Here is an 18,605-nt window from a genome sequence, read left to right as displayed (position 1 = left end):
GTACCGGTCGGATCCACGGCGCACCGGCGTCAGCGTGAGGCGGGGTCGATGTCCTGGTCGTCGGTGTCGCTCGCCTCGACGGCCGCCGCCGCCTGCTCGTGGGCGCGCGCCTCGGCATCCGCCTGAGTCGTCGCGTCGAGTTCTTCGGCGATCTCCGCACGGTAGCCGGCGCGACGGATGCGTCGCAGCATGTCGATGAGGAGGAAGATCACGGCGATGGCGACCACCGCGATGCCGACGAAGCCCACAAACCCCGGAGTGACCGCGTCAGGGTTGACCGTCATGGTGGGAGTCGGAATCGCCGGGTCGGCGATCGCCGACAGCGCGATCGTCAGTGCGTGCATCGTTCCTCTGTTCCGCGCGGAGCGCCTAGCCTGGAAGTCCAGCCTAGAACCTCGGGAAGTGTCATGACCGCGATGCGCACACAGCAGGAGCTCGACGACCGCTACGGCCGAGCACGCAGCGCGGGGCGCCGTCGCTGGACCTGGATCCTCGGGGGCGCGGTCGTTCTCGCCCTCATCGGCTACTTCGGATGGAACACCTACACGCAGGCGGCTCAGTCCGTGGACATCGACGTCACCGGATTCGATCTCAGCGATGCTCCGCACAGCGTGACGGTCGATTTCCAGCTCACGCTGGCGCGCGGAAGCGCCGTCAGCTGCGTGGTCGAGGCCCAGGACGAGGAGCACGGCATCGTCGGGTGGAAGGTCGTCTCCTACCCGGCCGACGACGCCCACAGCCGCACGTTCAGCGAGCGGGTGGCGACCACCGCCGCTGCGACGACCGGTTTGGTCCCCTCGTGCTGGATCCCGTAGGCTGATTCGACACATGCGCCCTGGCAGCTGCCGGGGCGTTTGGCATAGTGTCGGCGGCCGGTGCCGCACACGCGCATTGACCGCCCCCATCGACAAGGAGACGACGTGGCCGAGAACACGGAGACCTTCCTCACCCAGGACGCCTACGACCGGCTCGCCGCCGAGCTCGAGCACCTGTCGACGACGGGTCGCGAAGAGATCGCCAAGCGCATCGAGGCCGCCCGCGAAGAAGGCGACCTCAAGGAGAACGGCGGCTACCACGCCGCTAAGGACGAACAGGGCAAGCAGGAAGCACGCATCCGCACCCTGCAGGCGCTGCTGAAGGACGCCGTGGTCGGCGAGGCCCCGGAGTCCGACGGCACCGTGAAGGGCGGCACCGTGGTGACGGCGATCGTCGCCGGCGGCGAAGAGGTGTTCCTGCTCGGCAGCCGCGAGATCGCGGCGGGCTCCGAGCTCGACGTCTACAGCGAGGCCTCCCCGCTGGGCGCTGCGATCCTGGGCCTGGCGGAGGGCGAGAAGACCTCGTACACCGCGCCGAACGGTCGCGAGATTTCGGTGGAGATCGTCAAGGTCGAAACCTACAACGGCCAGTAGCGGCGGGCCCCGCGTCAGTCCTGCGCGACGCGGGGGCGGAAGCCTGCCTCCTCCAGAACGCCGATGACGTGGGCGCGGTGTTCTTCGCCGCGAGTCTCGACGCTGAGCTGCAGGATGACCTCGCTGATCTGCAGGCCCTGGCCGTGGCGCGTGTGGAGCGCCTCGATCACGTTCGCTCCGGCTATGGCGAGCAGTTCCGACACGCGCGCGAGCTGGCCCGGCCGGTCGGGCAGCGGGATCTGCAGCGTCATGTAGCGACCGGATGCCGCCAGTCCGTGCGCCACGACGCGTTGCAGCAGCAGCGGGTCGATGTTGCCTCCGGAGAGGATGACGGCAGTGGGACCGCTCGCCGTGATCTTGCCGGCGAGGATCGCGGCCACGCCGACGGCGCCAGCGGGCTCGACGACCTGCTTCGCGCGCTCCAGCAGCACCAGCAGCGCCCGGGCGATGTCGTCGTCGCTCACGGTGACGACCTCGTCGACGAGTTCACTGATCACCTCGAAGGGTGCATCTCCGGGACGCGCGACGGCGATGCCGTCGGCGATGGTCGGCGTCGTGGCAACCGTCAGCGGTACGCCGGCGGCGAGGGAGGACGGGTACGCGGCGGAGTTCTCGGCCTGCACGCCGATGATCCGAACGCGTCTGCCCTCGAGGGCTGCCCGCGCCTTCACCGCGGCGGCGACCCCGGCGATCAGTCCGCCGCCACCGATCCCGACGACGACGGTCTCGAGCTCGGGCACGCCGTCCCACAGTTCCAGACCCATCGTCCCCTGGCCGACGATGATGTCGCGGTGATCGTAGGGGTGGATCATCACGGCGCCGGTGCGTTCGGCGAACTCCGCCGCGAGCCGCAGCGGCGTCTCGACGGTCGCCCCTTCCAGCACGACCTCGGCGCCGTAGCCGCGGGTCGCGAGGAGCTTGGGGACCGGCACGCCCAGCGGCATGAAGATCGTGGCGGGGATGCCGAGCTTCTGCGCGGCCGAGGCGACGCCCTGGGCGTGGTTGCCGGCAGAGGCGGCCACCACGCCGCGTGCACGCTCTTGTGCGCTCAGACGCGACAGTCGGTAGGTCGCCCCTCGGATCTTGAACGAGCCCGTGCGCTGCAGGTTCTCGAGCTTCAGGTAGACGGGCGCACCGAGCACCTCCGTGAGGTGGTCGGAGACGTCGAACGGCGTCTTCACGATGACGTCGCGCAGGACGGCGGCGGCGTCCTCGAACTCCGCCAGGGTCGGGAGGGTCACGCGGGCTTCTTCCTACTGCGGGGAACGGTGCTCCAGATGAGATCGGCCCGATCGGGTGGGGCCAGGGGATCGTTCGCGCGGCGTCCGAGGTAGACGGCGACGACGTTGATGAACGCCGCCAGCGGGACGGCGAAGAGTGCACCGGGGATGCCGGCGATCATGGCACCGCCGGCGACGACGAGGACGACGGCCAGCGGGTGGACCTTGACGGCCGAGCCCATCAGCAGCGGCTGCAGCACATGTCCCTCGAGCTGTTGGACGCCCAGGACGACGACCAGCATCCACAGCGCGATCCAGGGCCCGTTGTAGACGAGGGCGAGGAACACCGCCAGCGCACCGGTGACGATGGCGCCGACGAAGGGCACGAACGCGCCGAGGAAGACGAGCACGCCGATCGGGATGGCGAGCGGAACACCGAGGAGGAAGGCGCCGAGCGCGATGCCGATGGCGTCGATCGTCGCCACGAGCAACTGCGTGCGCGCATACGTGACGACGGTGCGCCAGCCGGCGCGGCCGGCGCCGTCGACCTCGCTGCGCGCGCGTCGCGGGAACAGGCGCACGACCCAGCTCCAGATGCCACCGCCGTCGGCGAGGGTGCACAGCAGGATGAACAGAGCCAGCACCGCCCCGGTGGCGACGTGGCCGACGGTGGAGCCGACCGCCAGAGCCCCCGACCAGAGCACCTCCGCCTGCTGCTGCAGGTAGCCGCCCGCCTGGACGAGGAGATCGTCGATCTGCTGCGCCGTGAGGTGGAGCGGCCCGTCGATGAGGTACTGACGGAACTGGCCGATCGCTTCGGTGGTGCGCACCTGCACGCTCGACCACTCACGGGTGATCTGCCAGATCGCCAGCCACAGCAGCCCTCCGATCACCGCAACCGTGCCGAGCACCGACACGACGATCGCCAGCCACCGCGGTACCCCGCGCGCCAGCATCCAGGTGAAGGCCGGCCACAGCAGCGCGGTGACGAGGATCGCCACCATCAGCGGGATCACCAGGAGCTTCAGCTGGATGACGAGCCAGATCAGGATGCCGGCCGCGATGGCGATGACCACGAACCGCCACGCATACGCCGTCGCGACTCTGAGGCCCCGAGGAAGCCCGCGGTCGATGTCGGAGGCGACCGTGCGCTCGCGCAGAGTGTCGAGGAACGACCCGCGCGGCGCGGCGCCGTGTCTGTCGTCGGTGCCGCTCATCCCGCCAGTCTAGAACTCAGAACCGTCCGCCCATTTCCTGCAGACGGGCGATGCGATCCGGGATCGGTGGATGCGTGGCGAACAGGCGCTCCATCGCACCGGGTCGAAGCGGGTCGCTGATCCAGAGGTGAGCCATCGACGTGTTCGCCTTGGAGAGCGGTCGGCCGTACTCCCCCAGCTTGGCAAGAGCAGATGCCAGGCCGTCGGGGTCGCGGGTGGTGAGAGCACTGGTCGCATCGGCGAGGTATTCGCGCTGGCGCGAGATGGCTGCCTGGACGACCGCGGCCAGCAGCGGCGCCACGATCGCGGCGACCAGGCCGAAGATGAGGAAGAAGAGCTGGGACTGGCTGTTTCCGCCGCGCCGGCCGCCCCCGACGAAGGCCATCCGCAAGAGGATGTCCGCCACGAGCCCCACGGCGACCACGAGACCGAACACCACGAGCGTGACGCGGATGTCGTAGTTGCGGATGTGCCCGAGCTCATGCCCGAGCACCCCCTCGAGTTCACGATCCGTCATGATCTCGAACAGGCCCGTCGTCACCGTGATCGCCGCGCGCTCTGGCGTGCGTCCGGTCGCGAAGGCGTTGGGCGCGGCATCCTCGACGACATAGAGCCGCGGCATGGGGGTGCCCGTCGTCAGACACAGGTTCTCGACGATCCGGTAATAGCGCGGAGCCTCCTCGCGCGTCACCTCCTGCGCACCCGACAGCGCGAGGGCTTCGCGGTCGGCGACGAAATACTGCACGGTCGCGTAGCCCGTGGCCCCCAGGAGCACGAACGCCGAGATCCACCAGTTGTTGCCCGCGAGCCATCCCGCCGCCAGGCCGATCAGTCCGAGGACGATGATGAAGCCGGCCATGATCAGCCAGGTGTTGCGCTTGTTGCGGGCGATCGCGGAGTACATGCCGCCCGCCCGATCAGAACTGGATGCGCGGCGGCTCGGCGATGGCGGCGCCGTCGACGACCTCGAAGAACTCCCGCTCGTGGAAGCCGAGGTTGCGCGCGAACATGTTGTTCGGGAACACCTTGATCTTCGTGTTCAGCTCGCGCACGCCGCCGTTGTAGAAGCGACGGGACGCCTGGATCTTGTCCTCGGTGTCGACGATCGACTGCTGCAGCTGGAGGAAGTTCTGACTCGCCTGCAGCTGCGGATACGCCTCGGCGACCGCGAACAGCGACTTCAGCGCCTGCTGCATGTGGCCTTCGGCCACGCCGGCTTCGGCGGGTGAGCCGGCGGTGAGCGTCTCCGCGCGGGCGCGGGTGACGTTCTCGAAGACCGCCTTCTCGTGCGCCGCGTACCCCTTGACCGTCTCGATGAGATTGGGCAGCAGATCAGCGCGCCTCTTCAGCTGCACGGTGATGTCGCTCCACGCCTCGTCGACGCGCACACCGAGCGCGACCAACGAATTGTAGGTCGCCCAGAGATAGATTCCGGCGATCACCACCAGAGCGACGACGATCAGGACCGGGATCAGCCATTCCATACGACTCCCATCGACTGAGGATCATCCTATCGGCGCGAGGGGCCACGTCATCCGCCGCGGCCAGCACTCCCAGCGGTTCCCCATCTGCACAGGTGCGAGACAGACCCTCACGCGCCGAGGACGCGGTCGAGATAGGCGTTGCGGAACATGCGCGTCGGATCGAGGCGGTCGCGCAGCGTCAGGAAGTCGTCGAAGCGCGGATACCGCTCGCGCAGAGCCGCCGCATCGAGCGTGTGCAACTTTCCCCAGTGCGGCCGGCCGGCGTGGGCGCGCATGATCTCCTCGACGGCGGCGAAATAGGCACGGTGGTCGGCGCGCCAGTATCGATGCACGGCGATGTAGCCGCTGTCACGCGCGTAGGCCGTCGAGAGCCACCGGTCGTCGGCGGGCGCCACCCGCACCTCGATCGGGAACTCGATGCGCCACCCCGACGCGTCCACGAGGTCGCGCACCTCACGAAACGCCGACGCCAGCTCGTCCAGCGGCACGGCGTACTCCATCTCACGGAAGCGCACGCTGCGCTGCGTGGTGAACACGCGATGCGACGCATCGGAGAACCGCCGATCCCCCCACACCCGGGCGGACAGCCGATTGATCGCCGGCACGAGCGGCGGGGCGAGCCGACCGGCGCTGCACACCAGTTGGTGCACGCCGTTGCCCACGATCCGCTCATCGAGCATGCGCGACAGGGGCGACAGCGGGGCCGTCGGCGCATCTGTCGGCATCCGGGTGTTCGTCTTCGTCAGGGCGACAGCGGTGTGCGGAAACCAGTAGAACTCGAAGTGGTCGACGCCGCGGACGCGCGCATCGAGGTCGTCCACGACGGCGTCGAGAGGTTCGGGCTGTTCCTGTGCGCCGAGCGCGAACGCCGGCACGCATTGGAGCGTCACGTCGACGAGGATGCCGAGGGCGCCCAGACCGAGCGCGACGGCAGGAAGCAGGTCGGGCTCGTTCTCGTCGTCGACGGTGAGCAGCTCTCCATCCGCCGTGACGAGCGTGGCACCCACGACCTGGGTCGCCAGTCCCCCGTGACCGAGACCGGTGCCGTGGGTGCCGGTCGAGAGCGCTCCGGCGATGGATTGACGATCGATGTCGCCCAGGTTCGCCATCGCGAGGCCGTGAGGCGCGAGCAGCGCCGGAATGCGGTGCAGTCGCGTGCCGGCCAACAGGCGCACACGCCCGCGCTCGCGATCGACGGCGATCACGCCGCTCAGCTCGCTCAGATCCAGCAGGGTTCCCGGCGCCGCCGCGATCCCGGTGAAGCTGTGTCCGGCGCCGACCGCCTTGAGTGCGCGTCCGCGTGCGCCGGCGGAGCGCACGGAACGGCGCACTGCTTCGATCGTCGTGGGGTACTCCACCAGCTGCGGGCGCACGCTCTCGGTGCGCGCCCAGTTCTGCCATGTGCCGCCGGGTCGTGTCACAGGAAGCTCTTCCCTTCGCCGCGGTAGGTGGCGGCCTCGCCGACGAGGCTCTCGCCGAGGGTGAGGTGGTAGCGGTCGACCCGCTCGGACAGCTCGCCGCTCTTCGCGTGGCGGAACCAGACCCTGTCGCCCACGCGCAGGCGGCGCGCCGACTCGCCCTGCAGGGGCGTCTGCACCTCCCCCGCGCCCTCCCGCCCGAGGGTCTTGAGCCCGGGCGGCCACACCGGACGGGGCTGGCGAGAGGCCACGGGGGGCCCGGAGGCGATCCATCCGCCACCTAGCACGACGGCGATGTCGTCGAGCGGCTTGCGGACGACCTCGAGCGCGAAGGCCGCAGCGGGCGCGGGCGTGAAAGCGCGGTAGCCGTCGAACAGGTGACCGGCCAGCAGCCCGCTGCCGGCCGTCGTCTCGGTGACGGCCGGGTCCGCTGCCGTGTACTCCAGCGAGCCGGTGCCGCCGCCGTTGACGAACTCCAGGTGCGTGATCTCACGCAGCCCCGCCACGATCGCTCCCCGCCGGGCGACGAGCTCGTCCCGTGATTGGTGCTGCATCCAGCGGATGACACCGTCGCCGGAACCGGTGTGGTCGGGTTGTCCCGCGATCTGCGCCTCATACATCATCAGACCGACGAGCTCGAAGCCGGGACGGGTGACGATGGAGCGCGCAAGCCGCACGACTTCCGCCGGTTCATGCACGGGCGAGCGTCGCACGCCGATGTGACCCAGGACGGGTGCCCGCCACGAGGCATCCGCGTCGATCGCCACGCGGACGCGCGCGCGAGCAGACGGGGCGGCGACGGCATCCACCACGTCCAGCTGCGCAGGGTCGTCGATCATTAGGGTGACCCGACGCGCGAGGTCGTCGTCGCGCACGAGCCGCTCCAGCGCCGCCCGGTCGACGCTGGGATATCCGAGCACGATGTCGTCATGCTCGCGCGCGAGCCAGAGCGCCTCGGGAAGCGTGAAGGCGAGGATGCCGCGGTAGCCCCCGATCGCGAAGGTGGCGTCAAGGACCTCACGGACGCGGATCGACTTGCTGGCCACGCGGATCGGCACACCCGCGGAGCGGACCACGAGATCCATCGCGTTGAACCGGAGCGCATCGAGGTCGATGGCGGCGACGGGTCCGGACACTGCCGAGACCGCCGCCGATCTCGCCGCCCAGAACGCCGCAGGATCATTCCAGCCCGGGCCGGTGGCAGGGGGAAGGCTCAGGAGGTCCAGGCTCATCGGTTCGGGCTCCTTCGCTCGTGAGGGCACCAGCCTAGATGACACGGGGTGTCATCCGCAGTGGAACTCGGGGGATATTTCGGCCGGCTGACGCGCACCGGCGGGAGTACCCCCGGACGGACTCGAACCGACACTGAAGCGATTTTAAGTCGCCTGCCTCTGCCATTGGGCTACGGGGGCCCGCTACCAGGGTAGCGACGCCGCACGCACGAAACCCCCACACCGCCGGGGCGGGTGGGGGTTCATGACGTGCGAACCGCGGCTCAGCTGGCGGCGGTGGCCTTCTCCTCGACCTTGGGCTCGGCCGCACCGGTCTTCTCGGCGGCGACGGACTTCGGGTCGATCGCCGGTGCTGCCGGTGCTGCCGCCGGAGCCGCGGGGCGCGGACGGGAGGCGAACTCCTCGAACACGTAGCGCGGGTTCTGGACGGTCTGCAGCGACACGTTGTCGCGGCGGAGCCAGAAGTTGTGCCACCAGTCGCCGATCACGCGCCACTTGCGCTCCCACGAGGGCATGGCCAGACCGTGGTAGCCGCGGTGCGCGCACCACGCGATGAAGCCCTTGAGCGCGATGTTGCGCGACTGGAAGACGCCGTTGTACAGGCCGAGGCCCGCGACGGCGCCGAGGTTGTGGTGGATGTACTCGCGCGGCAGCTCGTCGCGCAGGACGGCGACGAGGTTCTTCGCGAGCAGCTTCGCCTGACGGACGGCGTGCTGCGCGTTGGGCACGCAGTAGCCGCCGACGCCCTTGCCGGTGAGGTCGGGGACGGCCGACACGTCGCCGGCAGCCCACGCGCCCTCGACGACCTCGTCCGCCGTTCCGACACGCAGGTCGGCACGGGTGCGGATGCGGCCGCGCTCCTCCACCGGCAGGTCGCTGCCCCGCACGACGGTGGGGTTGGCCATGACGCCGGCGGTCCAGATGATCAGATCGGTCGGGATGACCTCACCGGTGGAGAGCTCGACGTTGCCGTCGACCGCGCCGGTGACCTGGGTGTCGAGGTGCACGTTCGCACCCCGCTTCGCGAGGTCCTTGAGCACCCACTCGCTCGTCTTCAGCGACACTTCGGGCATGATGCGCCCCATCGCCTCGACGAGGTGGAAGTGCGTGTCCTCGAAGCGCAGCTGCGGGTATTCCTTGAGGAGCGAGGAAGCCAGAGCGCGCGTCTCGGCGAACACCTCGATGCCCGCGAACCCGCCACCGACGACCACGACGGTCAGAAGGCGGTCGCGCTCGGGACCGGCGGGCAGGTTGGCCGCACGGTCGAAGTTGGTGAGGATGCGGTCACGGACGGCGACGGCCTCCTCGATCGTCTTCAGGCCGATCGCGTTCTCGGCGATGCCGGGGATCGGGAAGGTGCGCGAGACGGCACCGGCGGTGACCACGATCTGGTCGTAGTTCTCCTGCCACGGCTCGCCTTCGGCCGGAGTGATCGTCGCGGTGCGCGTCGCGTGGTCGATTCCGGTCACCTTGGCGGTGACCACGCGCGTCTTCTTCAGGTGGCGGCGCAGGCCCACGATGACGTGACGAGCTTCGATCTCACCGGCCGCCACCTCGGGCAGGAAGGGCTGATACGTCATGTACGGCAGCGGGTCGACGATCGTGACCTCGGCCTCGCCCTTGCGCAGGTGCTTCTCGAGCTTCCATGCGGTGTAGAAGCCGGCGTAACCGCCGCCGACGATGAGGATCTTGGGCACGGCACGCGCGGCCGTACTGGTCTCTGTGTGAGTCACAGGTGGAAGCACTCCTTGAATCAACGGCTCGGAGTACGAGGTGCGCGCTCCGATCTGATGCGCCGGGCAGCAGCAGTGACACCGAGCGCGACCAGTATAGCCGTCAGGGTCACCCCCACGAGCGGCACGGTGCCGTAGAGGAGGGTATCGATGCTGGGCAGCAGCGGGGACCTTCGCTCGAGGGTCTCGGCCGCCGGCAGCTGGTCGATGGTGACCGGAGAGGACGTCGGTGTGGGCTGGGGGCCGGCGTCGGCGCGCCGATACAGCCGGATCCAGTCGGAGAGGCTTCCCATCGGGTTGCTGTCGACGCTCCCGACGGACGCGCTTACCGCGGCGTTGGCATCGATGAGACCGTAGCCGTACTTCTCGTCAGGAACTTTCGTGGCCGCTGCGGCCGGCCGCGCCGTCTTGATGATGCGGTTGATGACGTTGTCGGCATCCAGTTCTGGATGGGCCGAACGCACGAGCGCGGCGATGCCGGCCACGATCGGCGCGGCCCCGCTCGTGCCGTCCCAGACCACGAGCTGTCCATCGGCAGAGACGCCGAGAAGCTGCTCACTCGGTGCGGAGATACCGATCGTGATGCCCTGCGTCGAGGCCTGCTCGCTGGCGGTGCCCGCACGGTTGACGCCGCCGACCGTCAGCACCCCGGGGATGGTCGCGGGCGCACCCACCTCCTCGGTGCCGCTGCCCTTGTTTCCGGCTGCCACCACGACCACCACGTCGTGGTCGAACGCGTATTGGAAGGCGTCGTCCCAGGACGGATCCCAGGTGAGGGTGTTCGTCGTGAACGACAGGTTGATGATGTCGGCGCCGTGATCGACGGCCCACTTGATCGCATCGGCGACCTGCTGCACGAACGGCACCGAGGATGCCGCGCCGAATCCGATCGACAGCGAGAGCAGATTCGCCTCGGGGGCGACGCCGATCATCCCAGTGTCGGCACCGGTTCCGCGGGCGGCCGCCAACGAGGCCACCCAGCTGCCGTGGTTGGCATCGACAGCCCCGACCGGGGTGCGCCCGTCCGACGACCCGGCTCCGGAGAAGTCCGCTCCCCCGACGACCGCACCGGAGAACTCCACCGGGGATCGGCCGATGCCGGTGTCGATGACCGCGATCGTCACCCCCTTGCCGCGGGTGGTCTGCCACGCCTGCCGGATGCCGTACTCGTCGAGCCAGTACTCCGCCGCGCGGGCGGGATCGCCCGTTCCCGGCGGAGGTGCCGTCGCGGCGAGGGCCGACGGCCCGGCGGGAGCCGTCGGGGCAGGGTCGCCAGCGGCGACGGCGACCGCGGGAATGCTCGCCGCACCCGCCGCCTGCCCGCCCAGCGCGATCAGCACGGCCGCGACGACGGCGACGACACGCCGCCGCCGAGCGCTCACACCGCGCTCCGCGGGTGGGCGCACGTGCAGCGCTCGGGCGACCATTCGGCGCGCGCGAGCGCGAGGTCGCCGATGGGGTTCACGCCGGCCCCGGCGGCCAACGCGTGCCCCGCCAGGGCATGCAGACACTTCACCCGCGTCGGCATCCCGCCCGCGGAGATGCCGGCGATCTCCGGCACGTCGCCGTAGACCGCTCGATCGGACAGGTACGCCTCGTGCGCCGCCAGATACGCGGCGGCGACGTCCTCATCGTCGGCAAGCAGGGCGGCCAGCTCGGGCATCACCTGGTTCGCCTCCAATGCCGACATCGCGGCCGTCGCCCCGGGATGCGTCAGGTAGTAGAACGTGGGAAACGGTGTGCCGTCGGGAAGCCGCGGTTCTGTGGCGACAACCGTCGGGTTGCCGCAGACGCACCGCGCGGCGATGCCGACGACGCCACGCATCGGACGCCCCAACTGGGACCGCATGGCCTCGAGGTCGGCGGCGGAAGCGGGGCTGAGAGGGGGATGCGGCACCCGTCAAGGGTACCGGGGCGCGCTGACCGACCGCTGGATCAGCCGGCGGGCGCGGCCGGGGGCACCGCCGCCGTCTGAGCCAGACCTGCCCCGGCGACCGAGCGCATCAGCTGCGCCATCCAGTCGGTGCGGGTCTCCTGCACCTGAGCGCTCACGGCGGCCTGCGTCGGGGGCATCGCGGTGGCGGGCAGATCGTTGTCGACGAGATAGACGACCTCGCCCGGTCGCACGTAATACAGTCGCTCCCGCGCCTGGGAGGTCACGTACGCAGGGTCGTTCCAACGGTCCTTCTGCTGCTGCAGGGTCGCCACATCCGCTTCGCTCACCTGAACCGAGTGCGCCAGCGCCGCGATCTGCTGACGCTGGCCGAGATACGTGCCGACGGTGGGCACCAGCGTGAAGACGGCCAACACGACCAGGCCCAGCATGATCGCGGTGAAGGCCGAGAAGCGGATGCCGCCGGCCCAGGCGCGCACGTCCACACGGCCCGACCCCCGGCGTCCGCCCGACGTGCGGGACGCGGAAGAGGGAGCCGGCGCAGTGCGCACGGCTCCCTCTCTCGTCATGGGACCAGCCTACGTGGCACGCGGACGTGCGACGGGAGGCGCCCCGAATCGCTCAGCGAATCTCCAGCACCCTCAGGCCTTGAAGCGCGGGAACGCGCCGCGACCGGCGAAGACCGCGGCGTCGCCGAGTTCCTCCTCGATGCGCAGCAGCTGGTTGTACTTCGCGACGCGCTCGCTGCGGGCGGGCGCGCCGGTCTTGATCTGACCCGCGTTGACCGCGACGGCCAGGTCGGCGATGGTCGTGTCCTCGGTCTCACCGGAGCGGTGCGACAGCATCGAGCGGTAGCCGTTCTGGGTGGCCAGCGAGATCGCGTCGAGCGTCTCGGACAGCGTGCCGATCTGGTTGACCTTCACGAGCAGAGCGTTCGCGACACCGAGGTCGATGCCCTTCTGCAGGCGCACCGGGTTGGTCACGAACAGGTCGTCACCGACGAGCTGGACCTTCGAGCCGATGGCATCGGTGAGGTGCTTCCATGCCTCCCAGTCGTCCTCGGCGAGGGCGTCCTCGATCGTGACGACCGGGTAGTTGGCGACGAGGTCGGCGAAGTAGTCGGTCAGCTTCTCGGCCGACCAGGCCTTGCCCTCGACCGTGTACACGCCGTCCTTGTAGAACTCGGTCGCCGCGACGTCGAGACCCACCGCGACGTCCTTGCCGGGGGTGAAGCCGGCCTTCTCGATGGCCTTGATGAGGAAGTCGAGGCCCTCGCGGTTGCTGGGCAGGTCGGGCGCGAAGCCGCCCTCGTCACCGAGGCCGGTGTTGTAGCCCGCCGCCTTCAGCTCGCCCTTGAGGACGTGGTAGACCTCGGTGCCCCAGCGGAGCGACTCGCCGTAGGTCTCGGCGCCGATCGGCGCGAGGAAGTACTCCTGGAAGTCGATGCCGTTGTCGGCGTGCTCACCGCCGTTGATGACGTTGAACAGCGGCACGGGCAGGACGTGCGCGTTCGGTCCGCCGAGGTAGCGGAACAGCGGCAGGTCGGCGCTGTCGGCCGCCGCCTTGGCCACCGCGAGCGAGACGCCGAGGATGGCGTTGGCGCCCGTGCGCGACTTGTTCTCCGTGCCGTCGGTGGCGATGAGGATCTCGTCGATGACGCGCTGCTCGCTCGCCTCGACGCCCTCGATGGCCGGGCCGAGCTCATCGATGACGGCGGTGACCGCCTTCAGGACGCCCTTCCCGCCGTACCGGCTCTTGTCGCCGTCGCGCAGCTCGTACGCCTCGAAGGCGCCGGTGGACGCGCCGGAGGGGACGGCCGCGCGCTGGACGATGCCATCGTCGAGCAGCACCTCCACTTCGACGGTCGGGTTGCCACGCGAATCCAGGATCTCGCGTGCGCCTACAGCCTCGATCAGTGCCACAGGGGACTCCTTGCTTGTGGAGGATGAATCTCGGAGCGTCACGGGTGTGTTCCCGCTCCGTCATCGAGTCTAGTGACCCGGGTACCGCCGCCATACGTCGGGCACCGGATCAAACGACCAGCGCGAGCGCGATCCCGTCCCAGCCCTTCGCGTCGAGCGTCTGCAGCGCCGTCGCCGTGAAGCGCGGATCGTCTCGAAGCATCTCCAACCCTGCACGCACGCCGCGCACCTGAGGGTTCTCGTCCTCGGCATCCGCCACTCGGCCGCCCCGGACCACGTTGTCGATGACGACGAGAGTGCCGGGCCGGCCCAGTCGCGCCGCCCAGTCCAGGTACACCGTGTTGGATTCCTTGTCGGCGTCGATGAACACGAGATCGAACGGGGCCTCCTCCGCCAGGGTGGGCAGCACCTCCGCACCGCGTCCGATGCGGATCTCGACGCGCTCCCCCACTCCCGCACGGTCGATGCTCGCGCGCGCCACGTCGGCGTGGCGCGGCTCCGCCTCGATCGTCACGACACGGCCCTCGTCGGGGATGCCGCGGGCCAGCCAGATGGTCGAATACCCGCCCAGCGTCCCGATCTCGAGCACGCGGCGGGCGCCGCTGACCCGGGCGAGCAGCCACAGGAGCTTGCCGCCGGTGGGCGCCACCTCGATGGCGGGCATGCCGGCCGCGCGCTGGTCGGCGACGGCAGCGTCGAGCATGGCATCCGCGCCGATCAGCGCATCGACGAGATAGCGGTCGACCGCGTGGGCCGCAGCGAGGGAGAGCTCCGTCATGCACCCAGCAAACCCGCTCGGCGCGGAGGGGTCAACGGCGGGTTCATCGCTCGCGCTCGGTGCGTTCGCGCTCGGCCGACAGCAGCGCCGCACCCGTCTCGGCGTCGTCGACGGTCACGGTGAAGACCTTGCCACCGGTGCGGTGGACGCGGATCCCCGCTCCGGCACGCAGCACGACGCCGAAGCCTCTGCCCGGCGCCCAACGCAGACCCCAGTCGCCGTACTCCCCCATCGGGCTGACCTCGACGACTTCGACCCGTTCGATCTCGGCGACGGGAACGTGGAACCGAGGGAAGCCCGTCGCGGAGGTCACGGTCAGCCCCGTCTCGTCGACACGGACGTGGAAGACCGCGGTCGCAGCGATGACGGCGGCCATCACGGCGATGAGGAGGGCGAGGATCGTCGCGACCGTCGCGCCGGCGCCGACCGTGAGGGTGATCACGGCGACAACGACCAGCAGAGCCCACGCCGCACACAGCACGACCACTCCCGCCCGCGCGAGGTGGACGCTGCGCAACCACACCGCCCGCTCCCCGTCGGTCAAGGGCGGATCCATCGTCGCGATGCTCCCCGTCGCCGGCAGACGCTCATCGGGCTGGACCAGCCAGCCGGCGACACCGACGCCGATCGCGATGAGACCGGCCAGGACGAGCCACGGCAGCAGGGACGGCCCGGCAGCGGCATCGGCCAGCCCGCGCTGGATCAGCACCGACGACGTCATCAGCACGCCCGCGCCGGCCGACATCGCCGCCGCGAGGGCGCCCATCAGCCGATAGGTCGGGCCGCGATCGCCCCGGCGCAGCCCGTTCACAGCGGATGCCGCGATCAGCAGGGGCACACCGAGACCCACCAGCACGGTCGCCAACACCGTCACCCACGGCGCGCCGAACCCGTCGGGCGCGCCGTCCGCGCCCCAGTGGATCGCGATCGGGTCGGGCAGCGCATCGCGGGCGCCGAGCTGCAGCAGCACGGCGCCCGCGATGACGACGACCGGGACCGCGACGGCGACGAGGACGAAGCGGGAGACGGCGCGCGGTCGTGGCGTGGTCATGGTGACTCCTCGGGGTCGGACGTGTGGTGGATCAGGGCGGCGAGTGCCTGCCGGGACAGCCCGCGCTCGCGGGCGCGGGCGACGATGTCGGCGATGTCGGGCTGCAGCTCAGCCAGACGGTCCGCCGCCGCCGTCACGACGGCTCCGCGACCACGATGCATCGAGACGAGCCCCTCGTCCCGCAGCTGCTGATAGGCGTGGAGCACCGTGTGCAGGTTGATGCCGAGGGCCGACGCCACCTCGCGGGCCGAGGGCAGGCGATCACCGGGGCGGAGGCGACGTGCGACGGCATCCGCCCGGACGGATGCCGCGATCTGTGCGAACAGCGGCACGTCGCTCGTCGCGTCGGTGCGGATCAGCATGTCGGTCTCCCGACAACAATTCTATGACAAATAGAACAGTTTGCGTAGGGAAGAATCGAGACGGCCCCCCGACTACCCCCGAGCGCGCACGCCCTGGGCGAGCGCCGCGACGATCTCCGGGAGCAGCGCATCCGCCGTGCGCCGGTAGCCGAGTGCGCTGGGGTGGAAGCGATCGACGCTGAACATGTCGTCGGGGTTCTCGATGAACATCGCACCGACAGCCCGGCGAAGTGAGACGACGCGGGCTCCGGCCCGGCGGGCCGCAACGGCCTGCGCGTGGGCGAGCTGTCGCGAGGCCTGAGCCCCCAGCGCCCGCAGGGGCTGGGGCACGGGTCGCAACGCCCCCAGGTCGGGACAGGTGCCGACGACGACGGACGCACCTGCGTCGCCCAGGCGCCGCACGGCCGCCTCGAGATCACCCGCCGCCTGCGAGACCGGCGTGCGATGCGTCACGTCGTTGCCTCCGACGATGATGACCGCGGCATCCGCCCGATAGTCCGGGGGAAGGCGATCGAGCTGGTCCGCGAGATCCTTCGACTCGGCACCCACCACCGCGACGGTGCGAAGGCGCACCGGCCGATGCAGGAAGTCGGCGAGGCCCTTGGACAGCCGCGCCCCCAGGACGTCTTTGGGCCGCTGCGCGCCGAGGCCGGCCGCGATCGAGTCACCCAGAACCAGCAGCTCGAGCGGCGCGCCGGCGAGCTTCGGCCGCCACACGCGGTCGGCCTCCAACGCGCTCTCGCCGAGCGGCTTGCCGATGCGCAGCCGCGCAAGGGCGGCCTGACGCGTCAGCACGCTCCGCGCGGCGAACGCACCGGCCACGACCGCGCCGGCGAGCGCCGCGCTCGTCGCCACGCGCGGGCGGAGAGCACGCCGACGGTGCGAACGCGATGCCACGGACAGATCACACTCCCCCCGGGTGAACGACACGCTCCCGTCGGGTGGACGGAAGGTGACGGACCGTGCCCTGCCACGGACGCCGGGCTCAGCGATGCCCGCGCCCGGCCGCTGCCGTGAGGACGAGCGCGACCGCGAGAACGCCGCAGGCGAGGACGGCGTCCAGCACGAAGCCCGCCACCACCTCCTCGCGCCCGCTCCACCCGGTCGCCGTCGTGACGGCCCCGATCGCGATGACGCCGAGCGAGAGCGCGAGCTGCTGGACGGTGCTGAACATGCCGCCCGACAGACCCGCCGCCTCGACGGGGACCTCCCGAACCACCGCCTGGGTCAGCGGCGAGAACACGAGCGCCTGCCCCGCGCCGAGCAACACGAGCGCAGGCTGGGCCCACCAGATCAGCGACGGCCCCCACGCGATGAACGAAACGAGGAGGAATCCGACGAGGGCGATCAGTTGCAGCGCCACGCCCCAGACGAGAGTGCGCACGCCGAGCCGGCGTTGGATCGGCACGAGCGAGAGAGATACGACCGCGAACGGCGGCAGGAGCAGCCCCGCCGTCAGATGACGAGCCTCTGGACGGGCGAGGCCGGCGGACAGCGAGTGGTCTGGTTCCGCCCGCAGGATGCGGCGACGGCGCGCCGACTCGACGTGCTCGCCCGCTACGCCGCCGAGGAGCCGGTGCTGTCCGGATCGACCCCCGCGCCGTCTCAGCCGAGCGGCTTGATCTCCAGCGCCTCCCGCGCTTGACCCGCCGCCACCGTCGCGAAGGACGAATACCCGTCGGCGGCAGCACGCTCCAGCAGCGCCTTCAGGTTCTTCGTGCGCTGCTCCACACGCACCCGCGCCCCCTCGGCGACCAGTGCGGCCTTGAGCGCGAGGAGCTCACCCACCGGCACGTCGCGCTCGTGCACGAGGACGATGGTCGACATGCCCGCGTCTTCGGCATCCTCCAGGAGGTCGACGATGCGCTCGAAGCCGAGGGAGAACCCGACCGCCGGCACCTGCTGGCCCAGGAAGCGTCCGATCATCCCGTCGTAGCGGCCGCCCCCGCCGAGCGAGTACGTGACGCTGGAGTGGGCGAGCTCGAAGATGGTGCCGGTGTAGTACCCCATCCCGCGCACGAGGAACGGATCGAAAACGAGCGGCGCGCCCTGCGCGTCGTCCGCAGAGACCCCGCGGGCCGCCGACACCGCCGCGCCGATCGCCACGAGGTCGGCCACGATGTCTGCGGGCGCCCCCTCGGGCAGCGCCTTCAGGATCTGCCCCTCCCCGTACGGACGGTACTCACGCGTCTGCGGTCGACGCAGGAACGCGTCGAAGGCGTCGACGGCGTTCGGCGTGGCGCCCCGCTCACGCAGCTCGGCGGCGACGCCCTCGGCACCGATCTTGTCCAGCTTGTCGATGGTGATGAGTACGCCGGCACGCTCCTCCGCGGCGAAACCGAAGCAGCCGAGCATCCAGTCGAGCACGCGGCGGTCGTTGATGCGGATGCTGCCGCCGACCAGACCGAGCGCATCGAGCGCGTCGAGGCTCGCAACCAGAAGCTCCGCCTCGGCGCGGCCCGTCGCGTCACCGATGATGTCGATGTCGCACTGCACGAACTGGCGGTAGCGCCCCTTCTGCGGCCGCTCAGCTCGCCACACCGGCGCCATCTGAATGGCGCGGAAGACCGTCGGCAGCTCGGCGCGGTGCGTCGCGTAGAAGCGCGCCAGGGGCACGGTGAGGTCGTAACGCAGGCCCAGGTCGCTGAGCGCGGCCGCGTCATCGGCTGCGGCGCGAATCGCGTCCGCATCCAGTCCACGCTTGAGGACGTTGAAAGCGAGCTTCTCATTGTCGCCGCCGATGCCCGCGTGGAGCCGGTCGTAGTCCTCCATCACCGGGGTCTCGATCTCATCGAACCCGTGCGCGCGGTAGCGCTCACGGATGACGGCGAGCACGCGCTCGCGACGGGTCTTGTCGGCGGGGAGGAAGTCGCGCATTCCGCGCG

Annotated in this window: 21 protein-coding genes and 1 tRNA gene; 3 read left to right on the top strand and 19 right to left on the bottom strand. The window is 70.4% G+C overall.

Annotation, left to right across the window (positions count from 1 at the left end):
- Window positions 1–29: 29 nt before the first annotated feature.
- The gene (locus BGN98_RS14420; protein ID WP_288121763.1) at window positions 30–344 is read right to left on the bottom strand and encodes a hypothetical protein; all 315 of its coding nucleotides are present in this window, start codon (window positions 342–344) and stop codon (window positions 30–32) included.
- Window positions 345–407: 63 nt separating this feature from the next.
- On the opposite strand from BGN98_RS14420, the gene BGN98_RS14415 reads away from it, so the two are divergent.
- A complete protein-coding gene (locus tag BGN98_RS14415) occupies window positions 408–815 on the top strand; it encodes a DUF4307 domain-containing protein (protein ID WP_005052566.1) in 408 nt (135 codons plus the stop codon).
- A 105-nt stretch (window positions 816–920) separates the two neighbouring features.
- Entirely contained in the window at window positions 921–1,409 is a 489-nt protein-coding gene (greA, locus tag BGN98_RS14410) for a transcription elongation factor GreA (protein ID WP_005052563.1), read from the top strand.
- Window positions 1,410–1,423: 14 nt separating this feature from the next.
- On the opposite strand, the gene ilvA is transcribed toward greA, so the two are convergent.
- The 17 genes from ilvA to BGN98_RS14325 form a co-directional block, all read right to left on the bottom strand.
- Window positions 1,424–2,650 (bottom strand): threonine ammonia-lyase, encoded by a 1,227-nt coding sequence (ilvA, locus tag BGN98_RS14405; RefSeq protein WP_061682927.1) that lies wholly within the window; start codon window positions 2,648–2,650, stop codon window positions 1,424–1,426.
- Window positions 2,647–3,846, bottom strand: a complete 1,200-nt coding sequence (locus BGN98_RS14400) for an AI-2E family transporter (protein WP_061682928.1) — start codon at window positions 3,844–3,846, stop codon at window positions 2,647–2,649. The genes ilvA and BGN98_RS14400 overlap by 4 nt, the downstream gene beginning before the upstream one ends.
- A gap of 16 nt (window positions 3,847–3,862) precedes the next feature.
- Window positions 3,863–4,750 carry a M48 family metalloprotease gene (locus BGN98_RS14395; protein ID WP_061682929.1) on the bottom strand — a complete coding sequence of 296 codons (888 nt, stop codon included), beginning with the start codon at window positions 4,748–4,750 and terminating at the stop codon, window positions 3,863–3,865.
- Window positions 4,751–4,763: 13 nt separating this feature from the next.
- The gene (locus BGN98_RS14390) at window positions 4,764–5,330 is read right to left on the bottom strand and encodes a LemA family protein (RefSeq protein ID WP_005052555.1); all 567 of its coding nucleotides are present in this window, start codon (window positions 5,328–5,330) and stop codon (window positions 4,764–4,766) included.
- A 107-nt stretch (window positions 5,331–5,437) separates the two neighbouring features.
- Window positions 5,438–6,751, bottom strand: a complete 1,314-nt coding sequence (locus BGN98_RS14385; RefSeq protein WP_288121762.1) for a D-arabinono-1,4-lactone oxidase — start codon at window positions 6,749–6,751, stop codon at window positions 5,438–5,440.
- A complete protein-coding gene (locus BGN98_RS14380; protein WP_288121761.1) occupies window positions 6,748–7,980 on the bottom strand; it encodes an alanine racemase in 1,233 nt (410 codons plus the stop codon). Before BGN98_RS14380 ends, BGN98_RS14385 begins: the two co-directional genes overlap by 4 nt.
- Window positions 7,981–8,087: 107 nt before the next feature.
- Window positions 8,088–8,160 (bottom strand) — tRNA-Leu (locus BGN98_RS14375).
- An 83-nt stretch (window positions 8,161–8,243) separates the two neighbouring features.
- On the bottom strand, window positions 8,244–9,713 hold the full coding sequence (locus BGN98_RS14370; protein ID WP_016464676.1) for an NAD(P)/FAD-dependent oxidoreductase: 1,470 nt from the start codon (window positions 9,711–9,713) through the stop codon (window positions 8,244–8,246).
- Window positions 9,714–9,733: 20 nt separating this feature from the next.
- Window positions 9,734–11,140, bottom strand: a complete 1,407-nt coding sequence (locus BGN98_RS14365) for a S8 family serine peptidase (RefSeq protein ID WP_502687841.1) — start codon at window positions 11,138–11,140, stop codon at window positions 9,734–9,736.
- Window positions 11,092–11,562 (bottom strand): DUF501 domain-containing protein, encoded by a 471-nt coding sequence (locus BGN98_RS14360; RefSeq protein WP_016464674.1) that lies wholly within the window; start codon window positions 11,560–11,562, stop codon window positions 11,092–11,094. Before BGN98_RS14360 ends, BGN98_RS14365 begins: the two co-directional genes overlap by 49 nt.
- Window positions 11,563–11,648: 86 nt before the next feature.
- Complete coding sequence (locus tag BGN98_RS14355; protein WP_288121759.1) at window positions 11,649–12,176, bottom strand: FtsB family cell division protein; 528 nt, start codon at window positions 12,174–12,176, stop codon at window positions 11,649–11,651.
- A gap of 72 nt (window positions 12,177–12,248) precedes the next feature.
- Entirely contained in the window at window positions 12,249–13,529 is a 1,281-nt protein-coding gene (eno, locus tag BGN98_RS14350; protein ID WP_061682933.1) for a phosphopyruvate hydratase, read from the bottom strand.
- Between the two features lie 109 nt (window positions 13,530–13,638).
- The gene (locus BGN98_RS14345; protein ID WP_288121758.1) at window positions 13,639–14,307 is read right to left on the bottom strand and encodes an O-methyltransferase; all 669 of its coding nucleotides are present in this window, start codon (window positions 14,305–14,307) and stop codon (window positions 13,639–13,641) included.
- Window positions 14,308–14,350: 43 nt separating this feature from the next.
- The gene (locus BGN98_RS14340; RefSeq protein ID WP_288121757.1) at window positions 14,351–15,358 is read right to left on the bottom strand and encodes a DUF1648 domain-containing protein; all 1,008 of its coding nucleotides are present in this window, start codon (window positions 15,356–15,358) and stop codon (window positions 14,351–14,353) included.
- The gene (locus BGN98_RS14335; RefSeq protein ID WP_061682935.1) at window positions 15,355–15,720 is read right to left on the bottom strand and encodes a GntR family transcriptional regulator; all 366 of its coding nucleotides are present in this window, start codon (window positions 15,718–15,720) and stop codon (window positions 15,355–15,357) included. The genes BGN98_RS14340 and BGN98_RS14335 overlap by 4 nt, the downstream gene beginning before the upstream one ends.
- Before the next feature lie 72 nt (window positions 15,721–15,792).
- A complete protein-coding gene (locus BGN98_RS14330) occupies window positions 15,793–16,575 on the bottom strand; it encodes an SGNH/GDSL hydrolase family protein (RefSeq protein ID WP_061682936.1) in 783 nt (260 codons plus the stop codon).
- 130 nt (window positions 16,576–16,705) lie between these two features.
- Window positions 16,706–17,128: an MFS transporter gene (locus tag BGN98_RS14325; protein ID WP_288121756.1), complete on the bottom strand. Its 423-nt coding sequence runs from the start codon at window positions 17,126–17,128 to the stop codon at window positions 16,706–16,708.
- A 51-nt stretch (window positions 17,129–17,179) separates the two neighbouring features.
- On the opposite strand from BGN98_RS14325, the gene BGN98_RS14320 reads away from it, so the two are divergent.
- Window positions 17,180–17,365 carry a hypothetical protein gene (locus BGN98_RS14320; protein ID WP_288121755.1) on the top strand — a complete coding sequence of 62 codons (186 nt, stop codon included), beginning with the start codon at window positions 17,180–17,182 and terminating at the stop codon, window positions 17,363–17,365.
- Here BGN98_RS14320 and BGN98_RS14315 read toward each other — a convergent pair.
- Window positions 17,326–18,597 (bottom strand): histidine--tRNA ligase, encoded by a 1,272-nt coding sequence (locus tag BGN98_RS14315; protein WP_288121772.1) that lies wholly within the window; start codon window positions 18,595–18,597, stop codon window positions 17,326–17,328. The genes BGN98_RS14320 and BGN98_RS14315 overlap by 40 nt on opposite strands.
- Window positions 18,598–18,605: the final 8 nt, after the last annotated feature.

Source organism: Microbacterium sp. 69-7 (assembly GCF_001897985.1).
Lineage (GTDB): Bacteria > Actinomycetota > Actinomycetes > Actinomycetales > Microbacteriaceae > Microbacterium > Microbacterium laevaniformans.
This window is presented reverse-complemented; position numbering and strand designations above follow the sequence as displayed.

Excerpts from the sequence above, each read along its gene's own strand:
- BGN98_RS14420 (WP_288121763.1), bottom strand. The coding sequence starts at position 344 with ATGCACGCACTGACGATCGCGCTGTCGGCGATCGCCGACCCGGCGATT.
- BGN98_RS14415 (WP_005052566.1), top strand. The coding sequence starts at position 408 with ATGACCGCGATGCGCACACAGCAGGAGCTCGACGACCGCTACGGCCGA.
- BGN98_RS14400 (WP_061682928.1), bottom strand. The coding sequence starts at position 3,846 with ATGAGCGGCACCGACGACAGACACGGCGCCGCGCCGCGCGGGTCGTTC.
- BGN98_RS14395 (WP_061682929.1), bottom strand. The coding sequence starts at position 4,750 with ATGTACTCCGCGATCGCCCGCAACAAGCGCAACACCTGGCTGATCATG.
- BGN98_RS14390 (WP_005052555.1), bottom strand. The coding sequence starts at position 5,330 with ATGGAATGGCTGATCCCGGTCCTGATCGTCGTCGCTCTGGTGGTGATC.
- BGN98_RS14380 (WP_288121761.1), bottom strand. The coding sequence starts at position 7,980 with ATGAGCCTGGACCTCCTGAGCCTTCCCCCTGCCACCGGCCCGGGCTGG.
- BGN98_RS14365 (WP_502687841.1), bottom strand. The coding sequence starts at position 11,140 with ATGGTCGCCCGAGCGCTGCACGTGCGCCCACCCGCGGAGCGCGGTGTG.
- BGN98_RS14360 (WP_016464674.1), bottom strand. The coding sequence starts at position 11,562 with ATGCGGTCCCAGTTGGGGCGTCCGATGCGTGGCGTCGTCGGCATCGCC.
- BGN98_RS14355 (WP_288121759.1), bottom strand. The coding sequence starts at position 12,176 with ATGACGAGAGAGGGAGCCGTGCGCACTGCGCCGGCTCCCTCTTCCGCG.
- BGN98_RS14345 (WP_288121758.1), bottom strand. The coding sequence starts at position 14,307 with ATGACGGAGCTCTCCCTCGCTGCGGCCCACGCGGTCGACCGCTATCTC.
- BGN98_RS14340 (WP_288121757.1), bottom strand. The coding sequence starts at position 15,358 with ATGACCACGCCACGACCGCGCGCCGTCTCCCGCTTCGTCCTCGTCGCC.
- BGN98_RS14335 (WP_061682935.1), bottom strand. The coding sequence starts at position 15,720 with ATGCTGATCCGCACCGACGCGACGAGCGACGTGCCGCTGTTCGCACAG.
- BGN98_RS14320 (WP_288121755.1), top strand. The coding sequence starts at position 17,180 with ATGACGAGCCTCTGGACGGGCGAGGCCGGCGGACAGCGAGTGGTCTGG.
- BGN98_RS14315 (WP_288121772.1), bottom strand. The coding sequence starts at position 18,597 with ATGCGCGACTTCCTCCCCGCCGACAAGACCCGTCGCGAGCGCGTGCTC.